Below are 20761 nucleotides of genomic sequence, written 5' to 3'. Positions count from 1 at the left end.
GGTAAAATTTTACATATCATACGCAGAAAACTTTAATTTTTGCTTTGGCTATATTAGCTTTTAGTAAACGTCCAATAGTGAACAATATCACCAGTTACGTCTTCAGGATGAAATAGTTCTTGATAAGTATTTTTTTCAGGGGTGTCATTGGGATCTAAAACCAACACTTGATTGTTTTTTTCTGCACCTAAGACCATAATGTGTCCCACTTCAGTAAAGCGGCCGGGTTTAACAGAAACAATAACTGGAATTTTTTGTTGTAAATACTTACTGGCGCTTTGAAAATCATTGCCCAAATCATGATACTGCAGATGATAATGACTAGCAAAATCACTGAAAATTTGCCATGAAGTTCCTTGTCCATTAACAAAATATTTGTTCTGTGCCCAAGATAATATGTCTTGAGGTGTTGCTTCTTTTTCTTCAAAATACGAAAGTACCATTGTTAAAGACAAAATGGCACAGCCGTTTTTTGCTAATGTATTGTCTTCACCAGTACCGTAACTATCTTGTGCCCAACGCTCATCTGTTTGAAGAATAAGCGGTGTCAGGACCTGGTTACCTTTTAATGTTTGATTTGCTTCTTGGCTATATTGTTGCTGCGTAATAGTTGGAGTAGTGTTAAAAAAAGTAGTATTAGCTGGTTTTGCGACTAAAAGCCAAAGTCCACCTAGTAACAACATGCAAAAACCAATAAAAATTATTTTAGGTTGCCGTGTTTTTTTACGGGTCATCAAAACACCTCGCTTTACTTGTTACTGATACTCTAAAGCAAATTGTATGAAAATAAAATCGGCCACAGGTCTGATTTAGGAAACTTTAAACTTTGAAAGAGCCATGAAGTTCTTTCATAAAGATCTATTAGCAGTGGTATTGATTAAATCAGTGGTTTTAGTGGTGGAATTAAAGAAAAGTAGAAGTTAGCTAATAGTTGACAAAATTTTTATTAGTTGATAATCTAGTGGAGTTCAAAACGAAACGATTACGATTTGCAAAAAAATAAAAAGTAAACTGAAAGGAGCTATTGTGATGGCTAAAAAATCAAAAATTGCAAAAGCGAATAAACAAATCGCACTGATTGAAAAATATGCAACACAACGAGCAGCACTCAAAGCTGCAAATGATTATGCTGCTTTGGCCAAGTTACCGAAAGATTCCAATCCCAATCGTTTGAAATTACGGGATCAAATTGATGGTCGACCACGAGCTTACATGCGTAAATTTGGTATGTCACGAATTAATTTTCGCAAACTCGCCCACGAAGGATTAATTCCGGGCGTGAAAAAAGCGAGCTGGTAAAAAAGTAGAGATATTTAGGAGGAATAGACGATGGCAGTCCCTGCACGAAAAACATCAAAAATGAAAAAACGCCTTAGAAGAACCCACCAAAATTTGAATCGCCCTGAAATTTCCTTTGATGAAGCAACGGGCGATTATAGACGTTCTCATCGTGTTTCTTTAAAGGGGTATTATAAAGGACGTAAAATTACGACTGATAAATAGGAGGTAAATATGCAAATTATTTATCCACCTTTAGTTGAAGAATACTTTAACTATCAACGGCATAAAACAAAAGAAGCGTTAGACAAGAGTTTAGTCTATCAAGATATGGTGGCCGCTGGTTTAATTACAGAAACAGGTATGCCTACAAAAGAAGCGTTAGCAAAAGGAATGATTAAAGATTTTTATGAAGAAGAAGATTTAAGCTTCCATGAGTTTTTAGCTTTGTATCCTGTTTTTGCCAATTACGATAAAGAACTGTTTCAACAAATTGCTGGTTTTTGGGAAATAACCCTCGACTTTAAAACAGAATTATTGGCTGCTTTGGCAGCAAAAAGTTTTGATTATGATGAGATGGTACAAATCCAAATGTATCTAGCAGATCGATAATAGGAGAGTAAAAATGCGACAAACGATTATTTTAGAAGGGGTTCAGAGTAAAGAACGCCTTTATTTAACTACTAAAAATAAGCGTAATCACCCAGAGCGCTTGGAACTTAAAAAATATTCACCCAAACTACGTCGGCATATCACGTTTAAAGAAGTGAAATAGACATTTTGTTTATCATCTTGGTTGAATAGTTGAAAGGAGCAAAGAAATTGGAAAAGACAGATCTAGCAACAGCATATAGACGATTAAAGAGCCCGAATATTCAAACGCGAAAGCGGGCCTTAAAAGTTATTAAAGAGCATAAAAGAGCGAAAATAAAAGCGTACTATGCAGCAAATTAAAAACAGATTGTGACAAAAGTGGTCTTCTTCAAGGATAAAAGAAGTTTTTAGAAGTTTTGCGCAAATTTCAGTTTATTTAAGAAGAAGTTGCTTCTTTAATAGTGTTTATAAAAAAACAGGGATGTGACAAGATTTTGGTCACATCCCTCTTTCATATGGTTCATTTTCTATTCGTATTCTTCTAACTCAAGACTTAATTCTTCCCATTGTTCTAATAGTTCATTTTGTTTGCTTCTAGCAGCCTCTAACTTCTCATTTAATTCTTGTAATTGGACATGATCGGCGAGAATTTCTGGTTTAACCATTTCGGCTTCTAACTGATCAATTGTAGCATCTGTTTGGCTCATGGTTTGTTCCACGTCGTTGACTTTTCGTTGCAGGCTACGGACGAGTTTTTGTTGCTCTTTACCTTTTTGGAAGTTTTCTTTGCCGGCAGAAATTACAACCGGCGTATCATTTTCTTCTGCTGCTAGTAATGCGGCAATTTCTTCTTCTTCCTTTTTCTTTTCCAAGTAATAATCGTAATCACCTAAAAATAGACGACTGCCTGTAGGGGAGAGTTCAATTACTTTTGTAGCAATTCGATTGATAAAATAGCGGTCATGAGAGACAAATAGCAATGTACCTTCATAATCAATTAAGGCATTTTCTAAGACTTCTTTATTATCGATATCCAAATGGTTTGTTGGTTCATCTAAAATTAGAAAGTTTTCTTCATCCATTGCTAATTTGGCTAAAGCCACTCGAGCTTTTTCGCCACCACTTAATAAGTTGATTGGTTTGTCGACATCTTCCCCTGAAAAAAGAAAGCTGCCTAAGATATTGCGAATTTCTAATTCTGGTGTAGTAGGATGTTCATCCCATAATTCTTGTAAAATCGTTTTGTTACTATTTAAATCTGCTTGTCCTTGATCGTAATAGCCGATCGAAACATTGGCACCTAATTGAACTTCACCACGAATAAAGGGCAATTGTCCAATAAGAGATTTCAATAGCGTCGATTTGCCAATCCCATTTGGTCCCACTAAAGCAATCGCATCTTGGCGGCGAATGTCTAAATCAACTGGCTGCGCTAAAATTTCATCAGCGCTATAGCCAATGGCTGCATCACTTAATTGCAAGACTACATTGCCGGAAACTTTGTCAATGTGAAAGAGAAAATGAGCAGATTTTTCTGCACCTTGCGGACGATCAAGACGGTCCATTTTTTCTAACTGTTTACGGCGGCTTTGGGCGCGTTTAGTCGTGGAGGCTCGCACTAAATTACGGGCGACAAAATCTTCTAGTTTATTGATTTCTTGCTGTTGTTTTTCGTAAGCTTTCCATTCACTAGCAAGTTGTGCAGCTTTTAAATCCAAATAACGGCTATAATTTCCTTTGTAATGGGTCATTTTATGCCGGCTTAACTCATAGATTTCATTGGTTACTTTATCTAAAAAGTAGCGGTCATGGGAAACAATTAAAAGCGCACCACTGTAATTTTGTAAATAATTTTCTAGCCAACTTAGTGTTTCAATATCTAAGTGGTTGGTGGGCTCATCCAAAATTAAAATGTCGGGTTTTTGTAATAACATTCTTGCTAGCGCTAAACGGGTTTTTTGTCCCCCGGAGAGATTGTTAATTTTTTGCTGATAAAAACTTTCATCAAATTGAAAGCCGTGTAAGACAGACCGAATCTCATTTTCGTAACCATAGCCATTTATATCGGCAAAATCATGTTGTAATTTATCGTATTCTTTTAAAATACTTTCATAATCACTACTAGTTTCATTACTCTTGGAAATTTTAATTTCTAAAGTGCGCATCCGCTGTTCCATTTGCCGCACTTTATCAAAAGCAGCTAGCATTTCATCCCATACCGTTGCATCTGAAGAAAGACCAGTATCTTGGGCTAAATAACCCAATGTAGCTGTTTTATTTTTGGCAATTGTCCCTTCATCCGGAGCTTCAATTCCAGCAATTATTTTTAATAAGGTTGATTTACCGGCGCCATTACGGCCAACTAGGCCAATCCGGGCTTTAGTAGCAATCTCTAAATGTATGTTACGAAATAAAACGTCTGCACCAAAAAGACGGGCGATTTGATTTGCTTGTAATAATATCATGGTTAATCTTCCTTTAAATGAATTCTCTCATTTGCGTAATTTCACAAATTTTAATAGATATCGTATCTAATAAGATAGTAGAAATTTAGCATATCAACTGTAGTCTATCATAATTTTCCTACTAGTGTATATTGTCCTCTGTTATAAAAATAAAAATTCACAAATTTATGAGCAGAGAAATTGCATTTCCCCAGTCACCCTGTTATGATTTGTCAGTAAATTACGTGAAAAATTCACAAATGGAGGCGTACACGTTGAAAGATCATCACATTCCAAAGGCAACAGCAAAGCGTTTGCCCTTATACTACCGTTATTTGCGGATTTTAAATAATGCTGGAAAACAAAAAGTTTCTTCAACAGAACTAAGTGAAGCCGTTCAAGTGGATAGTGCTACTATTCGCCGCGACTTTTCATATTTTGGAGAATTAGGAAAAAGAGGCTATGGTTATGATGTGGAAGCATTGATGAATTTCTTTGCCAAAACATTAAATGAAGACCACATGACCAATGTCGCATTAGTTGGGGTCGGGAATTTAGGAACTGCCCTTTTAAAATATAAATTTCATCAAAGTAATAGCATTCGGGTAAGCGCGGCTTTTGATGCAGATGAAAATATTACTGGTCGTATTATTGACGGTGTACCTGTTTATGCCATGAAAGATATGGTAGAACAAATTAAAATTCAAGAAATCGATATTGCGATTTTAACTGTACCGGCTGAATTTGCCCAAGGTATCGTAGATGAATTAGTTGGCGCGGGTATTAAGGGAATCTTGAACTTTACACCAGCACGTCTGAATGCTCCCAAAAGCATTTTAATTCAAAATGTTGATTTAACAAATGAATTACAAACTTTAATTTACTTCCTACATTCACAAGATGAAAAATAAAAAGAAAGACTGGAACTGAAATTGTAGGGATTTAATAAGTTAGACTAAAATCTAGCTTATTTTATCACTACAAAAGTTCCGGTCTTTTTTTGTGGTTAAAATTAAAGAAAAGTAAAAGCACTAAGAAAAAAGCTCTTCGTAGTTAGGTGTTTCGTCGGAAAATTCAGTAATAATTTTAGTTAAGGACAGATAATCGATGAAACGAGCCGAACGCGTTAATTCTTTACCATGACTAAGTAAGACAACTAACGGGGCAGTTAATGCTTGAAAATGACCTGCGACTTCCGGAAACTTGCTACCGTCAAAATGATAAATAGGTACATCTTGTCCAAAACGAGCTTCTAGTTGTGGCTTTACAGCAACACAAATACTACATCCTGGTTGGGAAATATAGGCAATCGCTAATTTTTCTTGATTTAATTGTTGTAAGTCTTGATTAAAATTTGTGACCTGAATCATATCGTTCACCTGCTTTTTATTCAATTTCAACTTTAATTTAAGATTTTGGTCAATAAAAGTCAAATAAACTGTCTGCTCCTTTTCAAAAAGTAAATGAAAGATTAATTTTTTTATCTCTAGCTTGTGAGTTTTAGTAAAAAAGCGTATATTAAGGCGACGAAAAAACAAAATAAAAAAATATTTTCTTATCTTAATCCTTTTGCTAAAGGATTTTTATTGTGATGAAAAAACAGATCTGATGACCAGATTGAAATGAATAAAGGAGTTTTTTATGTTTAATCATTTACCTGATTCGATTTTACAAATGAGCATGATATTTTTATCGATTGTGATTGAAGCTTTACCTTTTGTATTATTGGGCTGTATTATTTCTGGGGCACTTTATGTGTTTTTGACACCGGAAAGAGTGCAAAGGTTATTGCCCCAAAATAAATTAGCTTCTATTGTAGTGGGCTGTGTGTTGGGTTTTTTCTTTCCTTCTTGTGAATGTGGCATTGTGCCGATTGTTAATCAATTTGTGCGTAAAGGAGTACCAAATCACACTGCTTTTGCCTTTATGTTAACGGCTCCTATTATTAATCCAATTGTGATATTTTCCACGTTTATTGCATTTGGCAATTCGATGCAATTTGCTTTTTTACGGGTAATAGGAAGCTTAATGGTAGCACTAGTGATTGGTGTATGGTTGGCTTACTTTAATCAACGAAGCATTATTAAAGATGCGACTTTGCAACAAGCGGTTATGAACGTGAAACATTCGCATCACCATCATTTATCCGCAGAACAAGAACATCACGAAAAAACAAAAAATAGTTTTTTTCAACAAGTCGGACATGTTTTAGAACATAGTGTTGATGAATTTTTTGACACTGGGCGCTATTTAATAATTGGTGGCCTATTGGCTGCAGCAATGCAAACTTATTTACCAACTGGTGTAATGTTGACATTAGGCTCAAATAAAGTTTTAGCCGTTTTTGTGATGCTATTTTTAGCATTGGCAATGTCATTATGTTCAGAAGCAGATGCCTTTATTGGTTCTTCTTTGTTAAGTTTATTTGGTACTGGACCAGTAGTGGGCTTTTTAGTTTTTGGTCCCATGGTCGATATAAAAAATCTGTTAATGATGAAACGTTACTTTAGCGGCAGATTCATCGTCAGTTTAGTAGCGATTATTGTCGTTTGTGTAACAGGTTATGCATTGGTGGTGTCATTATGATTCGATTTTTAATTTTAGGCGGTTATTTTGAATTAATGATGTATTTGCAAGTTAGTGGCAAATTAAATCAATTTATTAACGTTCATTATCGTTACTTGGCTGTTTTATCGATGATCTTATCTTTGCTACTAGCAATGGTGCAATTAGTTTTATGGGTGAAAGCAGATGGTAAATCAAAAGAACACCATCATGAAGAGGGCATGGAACATGAACATGGGTTGAAAAAAAGATACCAACGCGTGATTGCGTATGTTTTATTAGCGCTACCGGTGATTGTTGGGACTTTTTTCCCAGTGGTAAGTCTGGATACAACAATTGTGCAAGCAAAAGGGTTTCAATTTCCCATTAGTAAAGAGTCTGTAGGAGATCTCCAAATGCAGACACAATATCTCCAACCCAACACAAGTATGTATTACAATAAGACTGAGTATCAAAAGCAAATGGATAAACTGATGAAAAAATATGATCAAGCCGGTACATTAGCTGTAACAGAAGAAAATTATTTAGAAGTCATGGAACTAATTTACAACTACCCAAGTTCATTTATTGGACGTAAGATTAGTTTTGATGGTTTCATCTATCATGCCAAACAAGACAAACAAGAAGATGATTTTGTTTTCCGTTTTGGAATCATTCATTGCGTAGCTGATTCAGGTGTTTTTGGTCTACGTATTCATTTACCAGAAGGAACGGCTTTGAAAAATGATCAATGGGTGCATATTGAAGGGGTTATTCAAAGTAACTTTTATCAACCGTTAAAAAGAGAATTACCAGTGGTACAGACAACAAAAACAAGTACGATTACCGCACCGAAAAATCAATATGTTTATCGCTCATTTTAAGCTCTTTTTTGTAGAAAAAAATGTTAAAATAAGAAGTGGATTTCATAAAAAAAACATATTCCTTTGCTAGGATAGGAATTGTAGACGCTTTGTTTGTAGTTTCAGATAAGTTTTAGTAAAATGAAAAGTAGCAATAGTGAGAAGAAAGAGGTGTTAACTGTGGGGTTTACAGATGAAACAGTCCGTTTTGATTTTGACGATAGTCGCAAAAAAGAAGTGAGCGAAACGTTGGCCATTGTTTATCGCGCTTTAGAGGAAAAAGGATATAACCCAATTAATCAGATTGTAGGGTATTTACTTTCCGGAGACCCGGCTTATATACCTCGTTATCGTGATGCACGTAATTTAATCCGTCGTCATGAAAGAGATGAGATTTTAGAAGTCTTAATTCGTTACTACCTTGGTAACCATGGGATTAGTCTTTAATGCGGATTATGGGATTAGACGTCGGCTCAAAGACTGTCGGAGTAGCTGTTAGTGATTTATTAGGTTGGACTGCCCAAGGAGTGGAGATTATCCGCATTGATGAAGCCCAAGGAGAATTTGGTTTTGACCGAATAAAAGAGCTGGTAGCAGAATACGAAGTGACACAATTTGTGGTCGGCTTACCAAAGAATATGAACAATACTATCGGCCCACGTGCCGAAGCGTCACAGGCGTATGGTAAAAAATTGGAAGAACTTTTTCATCTACCTGTTTTTTATCAAGATGAACGCCTAACAACAGTTCAAGCAGAGCGCATGTTAGTTGAACAAGCCAATACATCACGTGCTAAGCGCAAAAAGGTAATTGATAAATTAGCCGCCGTGATGATTTTGCAAAATTATTTAGATCGCAGCGATACCAAGTCGCCTTTATAGGAAAGAGGAAAGTATATGACAGAACATAATCACGACCACAACCACGATCATGAAGGACATGAACACATTACCTTAGTAGATGATCAAGGCAATGAAACACTTTACGAAATCTTATTAACCATTGATGGCCAAGAAGAATTTAATCGTAATTACGTTTTATTGTATCCAGCAGGCGCGTCAGAAGACGAAGATGTTGAATTACAAGCCTATGCTTACATCGAAAATGAAGATGGCACAGAAGGCGAATTAGAACAAATCGAAACAGAAGCAGAATGGGATATGATTGAAGAAGTTTTCAATACATTCATGGCTGAAGAAGAAGAATAAGATTTTTAGAGGGCAGAATCATTAGTATATAGGGATTCTGCCCTTTTTCTTCTTTTTTGAATGCCAAATTGAATGCCATTAGATTATCAGGCATTAAGATGTTGAACAAACTTATCAACAGTTTGTACTTTTGTCTCTTTACTTAGATGACCATAAGTATCCATTGTAATTTTGATTGAAGCATGTCTTAGCCGATCTTGTACGTCCTTTAATGATGCACCAGCGTCTAAAAGAAGGCTAGCATGTGTGTGCCTTGTCACATGGATACCTAGAAAGGGAACTCCAGCTTTTTCGGTAATTGTTTGTAACCGTACATAGATAGCATGATGAGTTACGATTTGTTTATAAATACCACAAAAAATCATTTCAGGATTGGTTAATCCAATGTGCAACATAAATTCTTTTTGATTTAATTGCCATTTTTTTAGGAAAGATAAGGTAACATCATCAACTGAAATTGTGGCTGTGCTGGTATCTGTTTTCGGTGAAGAGACCTTATAGCCATGTTTTGTTTGACTGAGAGTTTTGTTGATAGTGACTGTTTTTTCATCGAAGTTGATGTCATTCCAGTTTAAGGCAAGAGCCTCGCTGATTCGACAACCTGTGTAAAATAGGAATCGCATAAGTGTCTTATCATATTCAGAACGGTATGTCCCACTCTTTGATTGAAGATACTCAGAAATTTTTTTTACTTCTTCCTTGGTGTAGGCTTTAATCTTTTCTGTGGTTATTTGCTTTTCACGTTTTGGCATCATAATATGTGACAATGGATTGTTTGTTATAATGCCAAGATTTATCGCATATTCAAATACTCTTTTTGCAGTTGAATGCAGTATTCGGTACTGATCTGTTTCTTTTGCCCACTGATTAATGATTTCTTGTGCCATCCGTACAGTCACTTTATTCACTCTTAGATCACCATATTTTGGTAGAATCCATTTTCGAAACTTAATTTCGGTTTTCATGAAGGTTACTTCTTTTACAGTAGTTTTATAAGTGTCTAGCCACAAATCATAAACTTGTTGAAAAGTCTCATTTCCATCTTTTTCGAGACCTTTTTGTTCAAAGTCCACTTGCAATTTAGCTAAAGCAAGTTGGGCTTCTTTTTTTGTTTTAAAATTTCTTCGAGTGGTTTTAATGGGTTTACCTGTTACTTTGTCAGTTCCCAGATAAGCTTGGAATTTCCATGCTTTATCTCCGTTCTTTTTTTCATATTGATCAAAATTAGCCATTTTAATTTTCCTCCTATTGTGTGGGGCACATAGGAAAGGAATGAACTTTCGTTACTTGTTCTGTTGTGCTTCTTGAATGAAGGCTAAGTCTTTTGCGGTTTTTTCAATTTCCTCAAATGGTAAGTTGTCAAAGAAGACTGGTTTCATCTCTGGTTTCCCATGACGATCCAAAATCGGATTTCCTTCTTCATCCAAACGTATTTGTGGGGTAAAGAAACGTTCAATAAAGGCTAGCTTTTCTGCTACCTCATCTATTTCTTTCACTGTATGGCTATTCAAAATTTTCGCCAAAGTAAACAAGTTTTGGACTTTTTGATCGTATTCGTCAATGCGATCGAGAATAACCGTTGTTTCGGAGACCGCAATCTCTTTTGGTGAACCAAAGAGCTGAATCGGTGTCGCATGAAAGACCGTCGCAAATTTTTCCAAGCTCTCAAAGGTCGGGTAACGGATTCCCCGTTCGATATTGGAGATGGTTTGTTTTTGTACACCAATCTTTTCGGCCAATTCCGTTTGGGAAAGTCCCATTTCTTTTCGTAAACGTGCGACATTGCCGCCAAAGTTTTCTATCATTTTCCTCACCTCGGGTCTATCATAAGCGCTTTCTCTAAAAAATTCAAGTAAAAAATAAACTAAATAGTATTTCAAGTAAGCTTTTAAAATATACTTGACATCTATTTCGAATCGCGGTAGAGTGTACAAAAAGATACTATTTTATTTATTTATAGTTCTTTTAGTTTTAAAAAGAAAATATAAGGAGGTGGAAAGGATGTCGGTATTGGAACAAGCGCTCCTGGATTGGCAAAAAGATCAGACCAATCAATTCTTTGCCCTGTTAGAAACCCGCTTGGAAGAAACACAAACCCAACAGGATATCGTCAAACAAAAATACTGTGCGGCGCATTTCGATGTGAGTGTTAATACATTGAAATAATGGGTTCTTCAGGGCTGTCCAGAAATTCGATTGGACTCAGGTATGGTTTTATACAGCATTCAAGCGGTGAGAAGATGGTTATTAACCTATCAAAACTAAACAAAGGTGTGGGGCCAAGGAAAGGAGCCGGTGTCGGGTTGGTGTGGTTTCCGCAACCGTTGCCTCGTCTGCGATGGCTGAAAGCCAATCAGCATGCGAGGCTTACGGACGCGTGGAACGCACGGGTCTTTTGCGAACACCAGACGCCGGCTTAGGATAAGGTGCCTTTCTAATAGCACCTTATAAAGAGAAAAATAATGGCTAATAACTACCGGAAAAATGCGAAAAAAGCCGATACTACCAAGCTTTTGAACAACAAAAAAGATTTGCGAACAATCGCAAATTTTAAAGGAGGTGACCAAATGACCAAAAGTACCCAGAATGTGCTAGGAAAAGTAGATTGGTTTCAAGCGGTCTTGCATCAAGTCAGTTATCAGACCGTCTTTCAAGACTTATTAAAAATCAATTTAGAATCCGTCTCGATTCAAGCAGGTAGTTTAAAACATGAAGAATACGATATTGTGTACACCTGTGGTTTTCTCAAATACTATACCTATCATCAGCCAGAAAAGGCCAAAGAACGCGGAACCCTTGTCTTAAGCGGACAAGCTTGTACCACCTATGAATGGATTTTGCTTTCGTATAACCCCAAAGCGAATGTCTTTCAAGAACTCGCCACCCGCTTTTACGAGTATGCCAGCCAAACCGCCTTCACTTTTGAAATCAAGCGTCTAGATTTAGCCTTGGATGATTACAACGAAGTGCCCTATTTCACGGTGGATCAGATTCACAATAAAGTGAAGCGAAAACAGTTCCTTTCAAAAGGGCGAAGCTATCAACTCCATGACAGCGAGTTTGATGCCAAACAACGGGCAAAAACGGTTAGTATCGGCGTTCGAGGATCGGCTTGTATGTTTCGGGCCTACGACAAAGCCAAAGAAATGGCCAAAGATTTTGATGGAGTGAAACAAGAGGAAATTCTGGCGCGGGCTCCACAAATTCGTTTGGAAGTCGAGACACGAAATGACGTGGCAGAAAGCCTCTTTCGAACGATTGCCTTTTTACCGCAAGATCAATGTATCGCAAACTTAATTCGAGGATTTCTACAAACGGAACTTACCTTTTACACGGACGGCTCCTTAAAGCAGGTCTGTCGTTGGTGGCAAGACTACCTAAAACCAAGTCTGGTTCCTACTATCACTCGGCAGTATCAAGTGAGTAGCTTTGACCGTTCCTTGAACTGGTATGAATATGGTGGACCCATGGCATTAACTCAGGCACTCTTTTTCTTGCATCATGAGGGTGTCGGGATTGATCCAAGTTTGTTAGAGATTCGCCCCAATTATGAATGGACCCCTGAACTTTCTGACCGCATGATTCAATACGTAAGTGAACAACAACGTCCCGATTTGATTCCGCTTATTCAAGAACGCACCAAAAAAGCGTCCGTCACTTCCCAATAAGTGAACGAACGCTCGGTTAAAAAATTTTTCTAAACCAAGTATAGCAAAGAAAGGAAGAAAACACGATGCCAAAAATGTTAAGTATCAACGATTTTGATTTTGGAGCCATTGGTCCAACCTTTGAACTAGATGAGGTCACTCCGAAATTTGCGACCGAAACCCGCACTGATGAAAATGGTCAAGTCATTCTAGATCGTGAAAACAAACCAAGAAACTTCTATACCGATGAGATTATCGGGTACAAATACTCAGTGACCATCCTGGAAGGAAAGTTCCGTAAAAAAGCAACGCAAGTCACCGTCAACACCTTAGATCATCCGATTGACAATGACGAAATTATGAAACGTGAAAGTGTCAAATGCCGGTTTGAGAACTTACAACCAAGTAGACCTGGGCACCCGATGTATTACAAGGCAGATAAGATTGTATTGTTAGGAAATCAGAAATAGAAATGTATATTCATAAATAGCAAAGACTCCATCAATTTATTTTTGAAAACTCATTAAACAGCCTAATCTATCATGTCAATTTAGAAAAGGCTACTTCTCTCGATTCAGGACAGTTTTTTAGTGTTTTGAGATAAATACCCAAACAAAGAAGAAACTGGTGGTACCTTGTATATGTAGCATAAATCTATTTGAAAGGGAGTTTTATCATGCAAAAGTTTCAAAAATTAAACGAACAAGAATTGAAACGATTAATGGGAGGGTATAGCTCAAAAGATTGTCTAAAAGACATTGGTAAAGGAATAGGGGCAGGAACTGTAGCTGGTGCAGCTGGTGGCGGATTAGCTGCTGGATTAGGTGCTATTCCAGGAGCATTTGTTGGAGCGCATTTTGGAGTAATTGGTGGTTCTGCTGCATGTATTGGTGGACTATTAGGAAATTAGGAGGAACTATTAATGAAAAAAGAAACACTGAATCAAGCAGAAATGTTAAAAGTAATTGGTGGAAAAATTAACTGGGGTAGTGTAGGTGGTTCTTGCGTTGGAGGAGCAATAATTGGTGGTGCCCTAGGTGGACTTGGTGGAGCTGCTGGCGGTTGTCTGACGGGAGCTGTTGGAAGTATTTGGGACCAATGGTAAAAGCATTAGTTTTCTCTGCTGTAATCTCTTTAATTGCATTGGGTAACTACCTAAAGAAGAAAGATTTACCTTCGAAAAAGAAATTGATTTTAACAGTTGCCATAGCAATCTTTTTGATTATCTATGAATTTTTCTGGAGTATTCTAACTTGATAGATAATGTCATTTACATTTTAGAGAACAGAATAAAGACAAATTGTTACTAACTTAAAATTTTTTGAGAAATTAATCTGCATCATGGATTTGTATTGAGACGTTCTATGATGCAGATTTCTATTTTCTTAACAATTTATTAGCTAATAATTCAATTAATTGAAAAAATTGAAGGTGTTCGTTTTGAAAAAAATTGTCAAAGCAGCAATAAGTGTACTAATTGTAGTATCAATTTTCTCGGCTTACCTGCCACAAACTGTTTTTGCAGCAGAATCTGTCATTGATACAAATGAACAACAGCAATCAATAAAAAAGTAACTACAAATGAATAAATGTTAAAAGTAAAATAATATAGAGTCATTACTAAAATAATGGTGGTGGCTCTATTTGGGTATTGTCTAGCCTTAAGCTAATTTATCTCCATTTGTGAGGTACATGACAAAAGAATTAAGGCTAAATTACTACCAAGCAAATTAAATGTATTGTTGTACTAGAGATTATTGGAAGAAATGCTAGGTTGAATGGGAATCAATCGGATTAAGATGATAAGAATCAATTGAAAAATAATCCAAATGATTGGAGAGCCTAAAAAATTCTTCATTTTTCCCTTACGAGAAGCTAGGAAAATATTGTATAGAACAAACTATTTGGGTAAATAAAAAAGAAAACTCCTTAGACTCTATCTTTTAAACCATAAAGAAACAAGGAGCATGCAACCCTCTATCTTTTCAAATAGGGATTCTGACCCTTGTTTCTGATTTTAATATAGAAAATCTTTGTTTTGGATCTACAGATACATCAGGAGTCGGAAACAAACCAATTATTAATAGTTTCTAACAAGTTATCTGTTCCTTGAGAAGATAGAAGATCTTGATCACTATCCTTTAGTAATGAAAAATCGACCTTATAATCTGGAGGAATGGGTTGGTTATTAAAAATACACTGTCCATTTATTGGGAAGTTAACTTCATAATACCCTACGGTGTAAATAAGCCACCAAAGCTCCTTTGAGTTATGATTAGAAAAAAAGCGATTCATATTAACTGAAGTATAACCGGCGGATGGGAGGCCAAAAACTCTTACGTTAGGATTATTTCGTAGTGCTAGTATAAGGCTTTCTGCTGCGCTGGAAGTTTTATCATTTGTTATAACAGCGACTTTTTGATTTAAGATTTTTTCTTGTTGTGAAGGAAGCCAAGATGTAGATAACGTATTGATAGTGCCAGGAATACCTCCGAGTAGTTGAGCATTTTTTAATAATACAGGGTATCTATTTCTGTGGTTGTCTATTTCGTTAAAAAGTACACCATCAGGAATCAAAGAACTGGTACCAAGAATCATTGGTTCTCGAGCGCCTCCGTGATTATTAGATAGATTTAAAACAATATTTCCTGATGCGTGATTAATCAGTTTAGCAAGTGTAGAAGCATAATCTTCTAAAAAGTTCTTATCGTCTGGACTGTATGCACTTGGAATATTGATGATTGTCAAGTTTTTATATTTTGAGATTGTAGGGAAATTACTATTTTCGAATGTTTGAAACTCTTCATCAGAAGTAATTTTCACTAAAGAGCTATGTTTATTGATACTATAAAGCAACCCATTCCAATCATCTACATTATTTATTTTTTTCCCGTAACTAGTTAGTTTTGAAATAGTTTTCCATGTGGGTTGATCGTTGATAATTTCGTATTGTGATAGAGTAGAAAAAATTTCATATCCACGGGAATCAATTGATTTCGGATGTATCCAAAATAGAGAAAGAGAACCAAAAATAATGATCCCGATACCGCTGATAAAACTTAGATATTTTTTGATACGCATAATGCTGCTCCTACAGATAAATTAAACAGATGATTCTATCTTTTACGACAAAGGTTCTGACCGCCACCGATGTAACCAAGTGTATCGGAATCAATTGGGCAGGCGCCTTGATGGGGATAGGTAGTGCCACCTAATGCCATATCGTAAGGATTAGTTTTCCCATCGGGATTAAAAAAGGCACCTTTGGGAGGTGTAACTCCACCCCCACTGATTTTAGTCAATTTCAAATGACTTAGTTCTTTCAAGTTTTGCATAATAAAACTCCCTCTTAAAAAGATTTATGTTACATATACAAGATACTACTGATTTCTTTTCTATTTGTTTTTTTATCTCAAGACAAAAAAAACTATCCTAAAACGTAAAAAGTGGTTCTTTTCTAAATTGTCGTGATAGATTAGCAACTTGATTGTTTCTTTAGAATCAAATAAAACCTCTGAAAATCTACGATATGTGAGAGAACGTATATGAGTTAAAATCTACTTTGAAATATAGTAATTGATGAAAATAATCGAAAAAGACATCATACTTTTTTCTACCACTAAAAGTAGTGATTTTTTGAAATTACAGTTCGTCGCAAGTTATATCTTATTTATTTTATCAATTCGTTTTTCCAATTATTTCCTAAAAATAAAAAAATAGATAATTTGAACCGCCCCCCAAAAGTTAGACCAAAAATCTAGGCTTTTGGGGTCGGTATTTTTATGTCTAAATATAGTTTTGAATTCAAATTGGAAATTGTTCAAGAATACCTAGATGGGAAAGGAGAGTATGTTTTTTTAGCAGAGCTGTAGGCAGTCAAGCAGGGAGCTAAATCAGAGATTGGATGAATTTCTACTGTGAGCTCGGTGGCACTTCAGTTCTTTAACCTACTGCTTTTTCCATGATTTAAAATTGGTTTTTATCACCATAATCTGATCGGTAAACTCCATTCAACCCGGCTTTCCTTCCAATGGTACTTAGCTCCATTATCCATTCATTTTGCATAGAGGAAAACTTGAGCTTTTTTGTAACAGCAGTAAACGAAATGTAATTCACGAGCCGATTGACCAGTGGGGCCTGCTCAATCTTAGGATCGTCAAGTTTTTGATAGACTTTCATTAACACATCTTGAATATCCTTAAACGAGCTATCTTTGCTTTTTTCAAGATCGTTGAAGAGATCATGAATAATTTTCTGTGCTGCTCGTTCCCTTTGATTTAACATTTTCCTGGCACCGCCCCACCAAGCCAGCCTCCAATTGCGTACTGGGCTAGACAGCCTCCAGTAATTCCCCATTCAACCCAGCACTTCTTTGAATCACAGTATAGACCATTACCATAGTAAGTTGCTCCTCCGGTTACTTTTTTTAATTCTACTAATGAGATTTTCTCCACGTTTTTCATTTTCTATTCCTTCTTTCCAAATTATATTATTTGAAATATCACTTTTAAGCTAGCGATACTATTTTGGGCTTTTCTTTGTAATTGAATGAATATTTAAAAGTAGTACAACTGCTAAAATAACTATCTTAATAGTTAGCGACCCTGTATTTTTATATGGCTTTAAAATAAAGAAGAATAAGCTAAATGTAATTACTAGAACAAAAATATCTACTGGTTCCATCCGTTCTTTTATTTCATTGCCTTTTTTAAGGAGCATTATAGCCGATAACTCCTCCAATAATTCCTCCAATTACACCACAACCAGCCATAGCCCACGGTCCTCCAGCAGTACACCACTTTACGCCCGTTGCAGCACCACTTAAGCCACAGGTTAATGTATTAGTAGCTTTTCCACTACCTGTAATATCTTTTAAATTGTGCAATTCTGATGTTTCATATTTCATTTTTTTCGTCTCAATCTACTTTTATTTTTTTGAATCAAGCCCAGCTGTAAATCCTCCAGCTACTGCACCGTATATTGCTCCTAAAGCGCTACATACTGGAGAACCAACTACTGTTGGTACGCAAATTGCCGCTCCCACCGCTGCACCACCGGCAGCTCCGCCACCCATAGCATATATAAGATCCTTAAAAGAGCCACCTCCTTGAACGACTTTCATTTCCAAAGTTGATAATTTTTCCCCTATTTTCATAACAAACACACCCCATTTTTTATTTTTTGGTACGAGAAAATTGTATTCAAATCTACATCTTTGATATGATTTCTTCAATTGTATAAAGCTTAGAAGATGCTATACCAGTTCCTAGTACAGTATAATTTTTTAATTGGTTCGGAGTGACTTGAGTAGCTTCATAAATATTTTTTTGTAAAGTAGTATCGATTCTATTTAAATAATCCGTAATTAATCTGCGCTGTTTCTTTTTTCTGATTTGAACTGGTAGAGTAGTTAAGACTATTATGCCGATTAATAAAAACGACATCGCTAAACTATTCAAAAATACATTTGAAAAGTATATTGCTGTCAACCCAATTATCGCTATAGAAGCAGTTAAAAAGAGATCCTTTTTTTCGTTCTTCGGCATAGTCATCCTCCTTATAAAGATTTATTTTTGTGAAATCCAGTCTTGTCCTGCACCGACTAGAAGTATCAATTCTTCTTTGCTTAAACTTTGAACATTTTTCATAGTAAAACTTCCCATATAATTTTTATTACGAGAAAAATATATCATTCGAATTGAATTTTTAATTTAATTTGTCTCAAGATGATAATATTTTGTACTGAAATGTAAACGACCCTATTCATCTGTGTCTTTTTAGTGTAATTTTTGTTTATTTTCGTTTCAGCTGCAGTTCTATTCACTTTAGGATACGAATGAGAGATTTCAGGACAATTCGGAATAATATTCTGTGAATACAAGTATATTTACACCATATTAAGTGCTAGAGAAGGTGTAAGTACAATGAGAAAAATAAAATTGATTAAGCAACATGATGAAAAAGATTGTGGTGTTGCCTGTCTTTCTATGATCCTAAATTTTTATGATACGAGCGTTCCTATCAGTAAATTACGCTTAATGTCAGGGACAAACAGCCAAGGTACCTCAGCTTTTGGATTAGTCCAAGCATTAAATGATTTCCAATTTCAAACGCAGGTTTTTCAAACTGATGAATCAATTTGGAATGAAGAATACGTGACCTATCCATTGATTGCTCACGTAATCATTGATGGAGCATTCTTCCATTACGTTGTCGTTTATGGAATGAAAAATGGGAAGTTGCTTCTGGCTGATCCGGCTAAAGGAAAAATTGAACGAACGCCAGAAGAATTTTCTTCGATATGGACAGGAATCTTATTAACTACTACTCCTACTGAGAATTATCATCCCATACAAGATAGATCCAATGGTTTATTCTCTTTTGTTCCGTTATTGGCAAGTCATAAGAAGACAATTGCCGGTATTGTACTTCTTTCTTTTATATTAACTGTGTTTGGCATCATAGGTTCTTATTATTTTCAAGTGATAATTGATCGAATTGTTCCTTCAAGATCTGTTAACTTATTAGAAATCATCTCAATAGGTCTTTTGTCAATGTATGTGATACAAACACTATTCCAGTATTTTAAACAGTATCTTTTAATTAGGTTAGGACAACAGCTGAGTTCTTCGATTATGCTGAAGTATTTCAATCATGTTTTGAATTTACCAATGAACTTCTTTTCAACAAGAAAATCAGGGGAGATTGTCTCAAGATTTTTAGATGCCAACAAAATTATCGATGCCTTAGCAAATGCCACACTATCCCTATTTTTAGATGTATCCATGGTTACATTTATTGGAACTGCTTTGTTTTTACAAAATCGTCTTTTGTTTTTAATTAGTTTCAGCACACTTCCAATTTACGGTTTAATCGTCTTTCTATTCATGAAACCATTTGATCGAACAAATGAAGAGCAAATGGAATCTAGTGCTGTAGTCAATTCTCAGATTATTGAAAGTTTGAAGGGGATAGAGACAATAAAGTCCTTTAATGCGACAGATCAAGTATTTGAGAAAGTACAGAGTCAATTCAAAGAGATGATGGATAAGTCATTTAAAAATGCGAATCTTGATAACCTGCAATCGAACCTAAAAACGGCACTTCAAGTAATAGGTTCTACTACGTTATTGTGGGTAGGTACGTACTTAGTAATCGAAGGGAGCTTGTCTATCGGGCAATTGATTACTTACAATGCCCTGATGTCTTTCTTCACAACACCTTTGCAAAATATCATCAATCTTCAGGTAAAGATTCAAACAGCTAAAGTAGCTAACGATCGATTAAATGAAGTTTTCTTTCTGGATCGAGAATCGATGGGTGAACCAACCGGTCAACAAACGAATAATGTTGAATTGTTTACGAAAGAGCCATTAATCAAAGTAAAGCACTTATCCTTTGCATATGGATTTGATGAAAACGTTCTAAATGATCTTTCCTTTTCAATTAAATCAAATGAGAAAGTAGCAATCGTTGGAATGAGTGGATCAGGAAAATCGACTTTAGCTAAATTGTTCGTGAACTTCTATACTGCTCAAAAAGGCGAAATAGAAATTCAAGGAAAATCTATTCAAGATATTCCAAGAATCGATTTGAGAAATAAGATTGGGTATGTATCACAAGAAACCTTCTTTTTTAGTGGCAGTATCTTTGAAAACTTAATTTTTGGTTTAGACTATCAACCCACGGAAGAACAGATTATTTGGGCATGTGAAATAGCTCAGATAAAAGAATACATTGAAAGGCTGCCCCTTCAATACCAGTCTCCTATTGAAGAAGGTGCCAGCAATCTTTCAGGGGGTCAGAAACAGCGCTTAGCTCTTGCGAGAGCGTTGTTAAAGAATTCAGAAATACTCATCCTCGATGAAATAACTAGCGGTTTAGATACACGCTCAGAGCATCAAATAATTGAAAATTTGATGAACCTAGAGAGTAAAACCATTCTGTTCATCGCGCATCACTTATCCATTGCAAAAGATTGTGATCAGGTATTTGTCTTAGATAAAGGGCAACTTGTCGAATCGGGAACACATACCCAATTAAGAGCACTACATGGGACGTATGAAGAGCTTTGGGAAATGATGGCAATTGCTTAAAAAAGAACAATATAGATCACTTTAAACACTCTGCCTATTTTTATTGATCCTTGTTATAATTAGATATCAAAAATAATAGGGAAGTGT

Annotated in this window: 30 protein-coding genes; 18 read left to right on the top strand and 12 right to left on the bottom strand. The window is 35.8% G+C overall.

Annotation, left to right across the window (positions count from 1 at the left end):
- Positions 1 to 53: 53 nt before the first annotated feature.
- Complete coding sequence (locus tag IGI65_RS11800) at positions 54 to 734, bottom strand: C39 family peptidase (protein ID WP_438774205.1); 681 nt, start codon at positions 732 to 734, stop codon at positions 54 to 56.
- A 295-nt stretch (positions 735 to 1029) separates the two neighbouring features.
- On the opposite strand from IGI65_RS11800, the gene rpsN reads away from it, so the two are divergent.
- From rpsN to IGI65_RS11775, 5 genes are read left to right on the top strand one after another with little or no spacing between them, the layout of a single operon-like run.
- Positions 1030 to 1299 carry a 30S ribosomal protein S14 gene (gene rpsN, locus IGI65_RS11795; protein WP_071865020.1) on the top strand — a complete coding sequence of 90 codons (270 nt, stop codon included), beginning with the start codon at positions 1030 to 1032 and terminating at the stop codon, positions 1297 to 1299.
- Positions 1300 to 1329: 30 nt separating this feature from the next.
- Positions 1330 to 1503: a 50S ribosomal protein L32 gene (rpmF, locus tag IGI65_RS11790; protein WP_071865021.1), complete on the top strand. Its 174-nt coding sequence runs from the start codon at positions 1330 to 1332 to the stop codon at positions 1501 to 1503.
- Between the two features lie 9 nt (positions 1504 to 1512).
- Entirely contained in the window at positions 1513 to 1890 is a 378-nt protein-coding gene (locus IGI65_RS11785) for a hypothetical protein (RefSeq protein WP_438774204.1), read from the top strand.
- 13 nt (positions 1891 to 1903) lie between these two features.
- Positions 1904 to 2053, top strand: coding sequence for a 50S ribosomal protein L33 (rpmG, locus tag IGI65_RS11780; RefSeq protein ID WP_071865023.1), 150 nt, complete (start codon positions 1904 to 1906; stop codon positions 2051 to 2053).
- Between the two features lie 47 nt (positions 2054 to 2100).
- A complete protein-coding gene (locus tag IGI65_RS11775) occupies positions 2101 to 2232 on the top strand; it encodes a putative metal homeostasis protein (RefSeq protein WP_143350955.1) in 132 nt (43 codons plus the stop codon).
- 167 nt (positions 2233 to 2399) lie between these two features.
- Here IGI65_RS11775 and IGI65_RS11770 read toward each other — a convergent pair whose 3' ends face one another.
- Positions 2400 to 4337 (bottom strand): ABC-F family ATP-binding cassette domain-containing protein, encoded by a 1938-nt coding sequence (locus IGI65_RS11770; protein WP_412258029.1) that lies wholly within the window; start codon positions 4335 to 4337, stop codon positions 2400 to 2402.
- 254 nt (positions 4338 to 4591) lie between these two features.
- Between IGI65_RS11770 and IGI65_RS11765 the strand changes: the two genes are divergently transcribed.
- Entirely contained in the window at positions 4592 to 5227 is a 636-nt protein-coding gene (locus IGI65_RS11765; RefSeq protein WP_071865025.1) for a redox-sensing transcriptional repressor Rex, read from the top strand.
- A 120-nt stretch (positions 5228 to 5347) separates the two neighbouring features.
- Here IGI65_RS11765 and IGI65_RS11760 read toward each other — a convergent pair whose 3' ends face one another.
- The gene (locus IGI65_RS11760; RefSeq protein WP_071865076.1) at positions 5348 to 5686 is read right to left on the bottom strand and encodes a thioredoxin family protein; all 339 of its coding nucleotides are present in this window, start codon (positions 5684 to 5686) and stop codon (positions 5348 to 5350) included.
- Between the two features lie 271 nt (positions 5687 to 5957).
- On the opposite strand from IGI65_RS11760, the gene IGI65_RS11755 reads away from it, so the two are divergent.
- The 5 genes from IGI65_RS11755 (at position 5958) to IGI65_RS11735 (ending at position 8931) form a co-directional block, all read left to right on the top strand.
- Positions 5958 to 6902 (top strand): permease, encoded by a 945-nt coding sequence (locus IGI65_RS11755; RefSeq protein WP_412258026.1) that lies wholly within the window; start codon positions 5958 to 5960, stop codon positions 6900 to 6902.
- Positions 6899 to 7744, top strand: a complete 846-nt coding sequence (locus tag IGI65_RS11750) for a TIGR03943 family putative permease subunit (RefSeq protein ID WP_438774203.1) — start codon at positions 6899 to 6901, stop codon at positions 7742 to 7744. Before IGI65_RS11755 ends, IGI65_RS11750 begins: the two co-directional genes overlap by 4 nt.
- Before the next feature lie 159 nt (positions 7745 to 7903).
- Positions 7904 to 8170 (top strand): IreB family regulatory phosphoprotein, encoded by a 267-nt coding sequence (locus tag IGI65_RS11745; protein WP_016171403.1) that lies wholly within the window; start codon positions 7904 to 7906, stop codon positions 8168 to 8170.
- Entirely contained in the window at positions 8170 to 8604 is a 435-nt protein-coding gene (gene ruvX / locus IGI65_RS11740) for a Holliday junction resolvase RuvX (protein WP_071865028.1), read from the top strand. Before IGI65_RS11745 ends, ruvX begins: the two co-directional genes overlap by 1 nt.
- 15 nt (positions 8605 to 8619) lie before the next feature.
- Positions 8620 to 8931: a DUF1292 domain-containing protein gene (locus tag IGI65_RS11735; protein WP_071865029.1), complete on the top strand. Its 312-nt coding sequence runs from the start codon at positions 8620 to 8622 to the stop codon at positions 8929 to 8931.
- An 86-nt stretch (positions 8932 to 9017) separates the two neighbouring features.
- On the opposite strand, the gene IGI65_RS11730 is transcribed toward IGI65_RS11735, so the two are convergent.
- Both IGI65_RS11730 and IGI65_RS11725 read right to left on the bottom strand, forming a co-directional pair.
- Complete coding sequence (locus tag IGI65_RS11730; RefSeq protein ID WP_438774202.1) at positions 9018 to 10163, bottom strand: tyrosine-type recombinase/integrase; 1146 nt, start codon at positions 10161 to 10163, stop codon at positions 9018 to 9020.
- A 51-nt stretch (positions 10164 to 10214) separates the two neighbouring features.
- Positions 10215 to 10736 (bottom strand): helix-turn-helix domain-containing protein, encoded by a 522-nt coding sequence (locus IGI65_RS11725; RefSeq protein ID WP_071865031.1) that lies wholly within the window; start codon positions 10734 to 10736, stop codon positions 10215 to 10217.
- A 196-nt stretch (positions 10737 to 10932) separates the two neighbouring features.
- On the opposite strand from IGI65_RS11725, the gene IGI65_RS11720 reads away from it, so the two are divergent.
- From IGI65_RS11720 to IGI65_RS11695, 6 genes are all read left to right on the top strand, one after another.
- Positions 10933 to 11097 carry a hypothetical protein gene (locus tag IGI65_RS11720; RefSeq protein WP_438774201.1) on the top strand — a complete coding sequence of 55 codons (165 nt, stop codon included), beginning with the start codon at positions 10933 to 10935 and terminating at the stop codon, positions 11095 to 11097.
- A 401-nt stretch (positions 11098 to 11498) separates the two neighbouring features.
- Positions 11499 to 12599, top strand: coding sequence for a replication initiation factor domain-containing protein (locus tag IGI65_RS11715; RefSeq protein WP_438774200.1), 1101 nt, complete (start codon positions 11499 to 11501; stop codon positions 12597 to 12599).
- Positions 12600 to 12664: 65 nt separating this feature from the next.
- Positions 12665 to 13048 (top strand): hypothetical protein, encoded by a 384-nt coding sequence (locus IGI65_RS11710; protein WP_071865034.1) that lies wholly within the window; start codon positions 12665 to 12667, stop codon positions 13046 to 13048.
- 206 nt (positions 13049 to 13254) lie between these two features.
- Positions 13255 to 13488 carry a Blp family class II bacteriocin gene (locus IGI65_RS11705; protein ID WP_438774199.1) on the top strand — a complete coding sequence of 78 codons (234 nt, stop codon included), beginning with the start codon at positions 13255 to 13257 and terminating at the stop codon, positions 13486 to 13488.
- Positions 13489 to 13500: 12 nt separating this feature from the next.
- Positions 13501 to 13683, top strand: a complete 183-nt coding sequence (locus IGI65_RS11700; protein ID WP_022795488.1) for a Blp family class II bacteriocin — start codon at positions 13501 to 13503, stop codon at positions 13681 to 13683.
- Between the two features lie 335 nt (positions 13684 to 14018).
- Entirely contained in the window at positions 14019 to 14153 is a 135-nt protein-coding gene (locus tag IGI65_RS11695) for a hypothetical protein (RefSeq protein WP_022795486.1), read from the top strand.
- A gap of 480 nt (positions 14154 to 14633) precedes the next feature.
- Here the strand turns inward: IGI65_RS11695 and IGI65_RS11690 are convergent, their stop codons facing one another.
- From IGI65_RS11690 to IGI65_RS11660, 7 genes are all read right to left on the bottom strand, one after another.
- Positions 14634 to 15659: a S41 family peptidase gene (locus IGI65_RS11690; protein WP_071865036.1), complete on the bottom strand. Its 1026-nt coding sequence runs from the start codon at positions 15657 to 15659 to the stop codon at positions 14634 to 14636.
- Positions 15660 to 15694: 35 nt separating this feature from the next.
- Positions 15695 to 15913 (bottom strand): hypothetical protein, encoded by a 219-nt coding sequence (locus tag IGI65_RS11685; RefSeq protein WP_022795484.1) that lies wholly within the window; start codon positions 15911 to 15913, stop codon positions 15695 to 15697.
- A gap of 631 nt (positions 15914 to 16544) precedes the next feature.
- Entirely contained in the window at positions 16545 to 16862 is a 318-nt protein-coding gene (locus IGI65_RS11680) for a bacteriocin immunity protein (RefSeq protein ID WP_022795483.1), read from the bottom strand.
- Positions 16856 to 17041, bottom strand: a complete 186-nt coding sequence (locus IGI65_RS11675; protein ID WP_022795482.1) for a leucocin A/sakacin P family class II bacteriocin — start codon at positions 17039 to 17041, stop codon at positions 16856 to 16858. Before IGI65_RS11675 ends, IGI65_RS11680 begins: the two co-directional genes overlap by 7 nt.
- A gap of 245 nt (positions 17042 to 17286) precedes the next feature.
- Positions 17287 to 17484, bottom strand: coding sequence for a Blp family class II bacteriocin (locus IGI65_RS11670; protein ID WP_438774198.1), 198 nt, complete (start codon positions 17482 to 17484; stop codon positions 17287 to 17289).
- 21 nt (positions 17485 to 17505) lie between these two features.
- Positions 17506 to 17733, bottom strand: a complete 228-nt coding sequence (locus IGI65_RS11665; protein WP_438774197.1) for a hypothetical protein — start codon at positions 17731 to 17733, stop codon at positions 17506 to 17508.
- Between the two features lie 52 nt (positions 17734 to 17785).
- On the bottom strand, positions 17786 to 18124 hold the full coding sequence (locus IGI65_RS11660; protein WP_438774196.1) for a hypothetical protein: 339 nt from the start codon (positions 18122 to 18124) through the stop codon (positions 17786 to 17788).
- 378 nt (positions 18125 to 18502) lie between these two features.
- Between IGI65_RS11660 and IGI65_RS11655 the strand changes: the two genes are divergently transcribed.
- The gene (locus tag IGI65_RS11655) at positions 18503 to 20674 is read left to right on the top strand and encodes a peptide cleavage/export ABC transporter (RefSeq protein WP_095006314.1); all 2172 of its coding nucleotides are present in this window, start codon (positions 18503 to 18505) and stop codon (positions 20672 to 20674) included.
- Positions 20675 to 20761: the final 87 nt, after the last annotated feature.

Source organism: Enterococcus sp. DIV0755b (genome assembly GCF_051713765.1).
In the GTDB taxonomy this organism is placed as follows: Bacteria; Bacillota; Bacilli; order Lactobacillales; family Enterococcaceae; genus Enterococcus_C; species Enterococcus_C canintestini.
The sequence above is the reverse complement of the archived record's forward strand: the minus strand, read 5'-3'. Positions and strand labels throughout refer to the sequence as shown.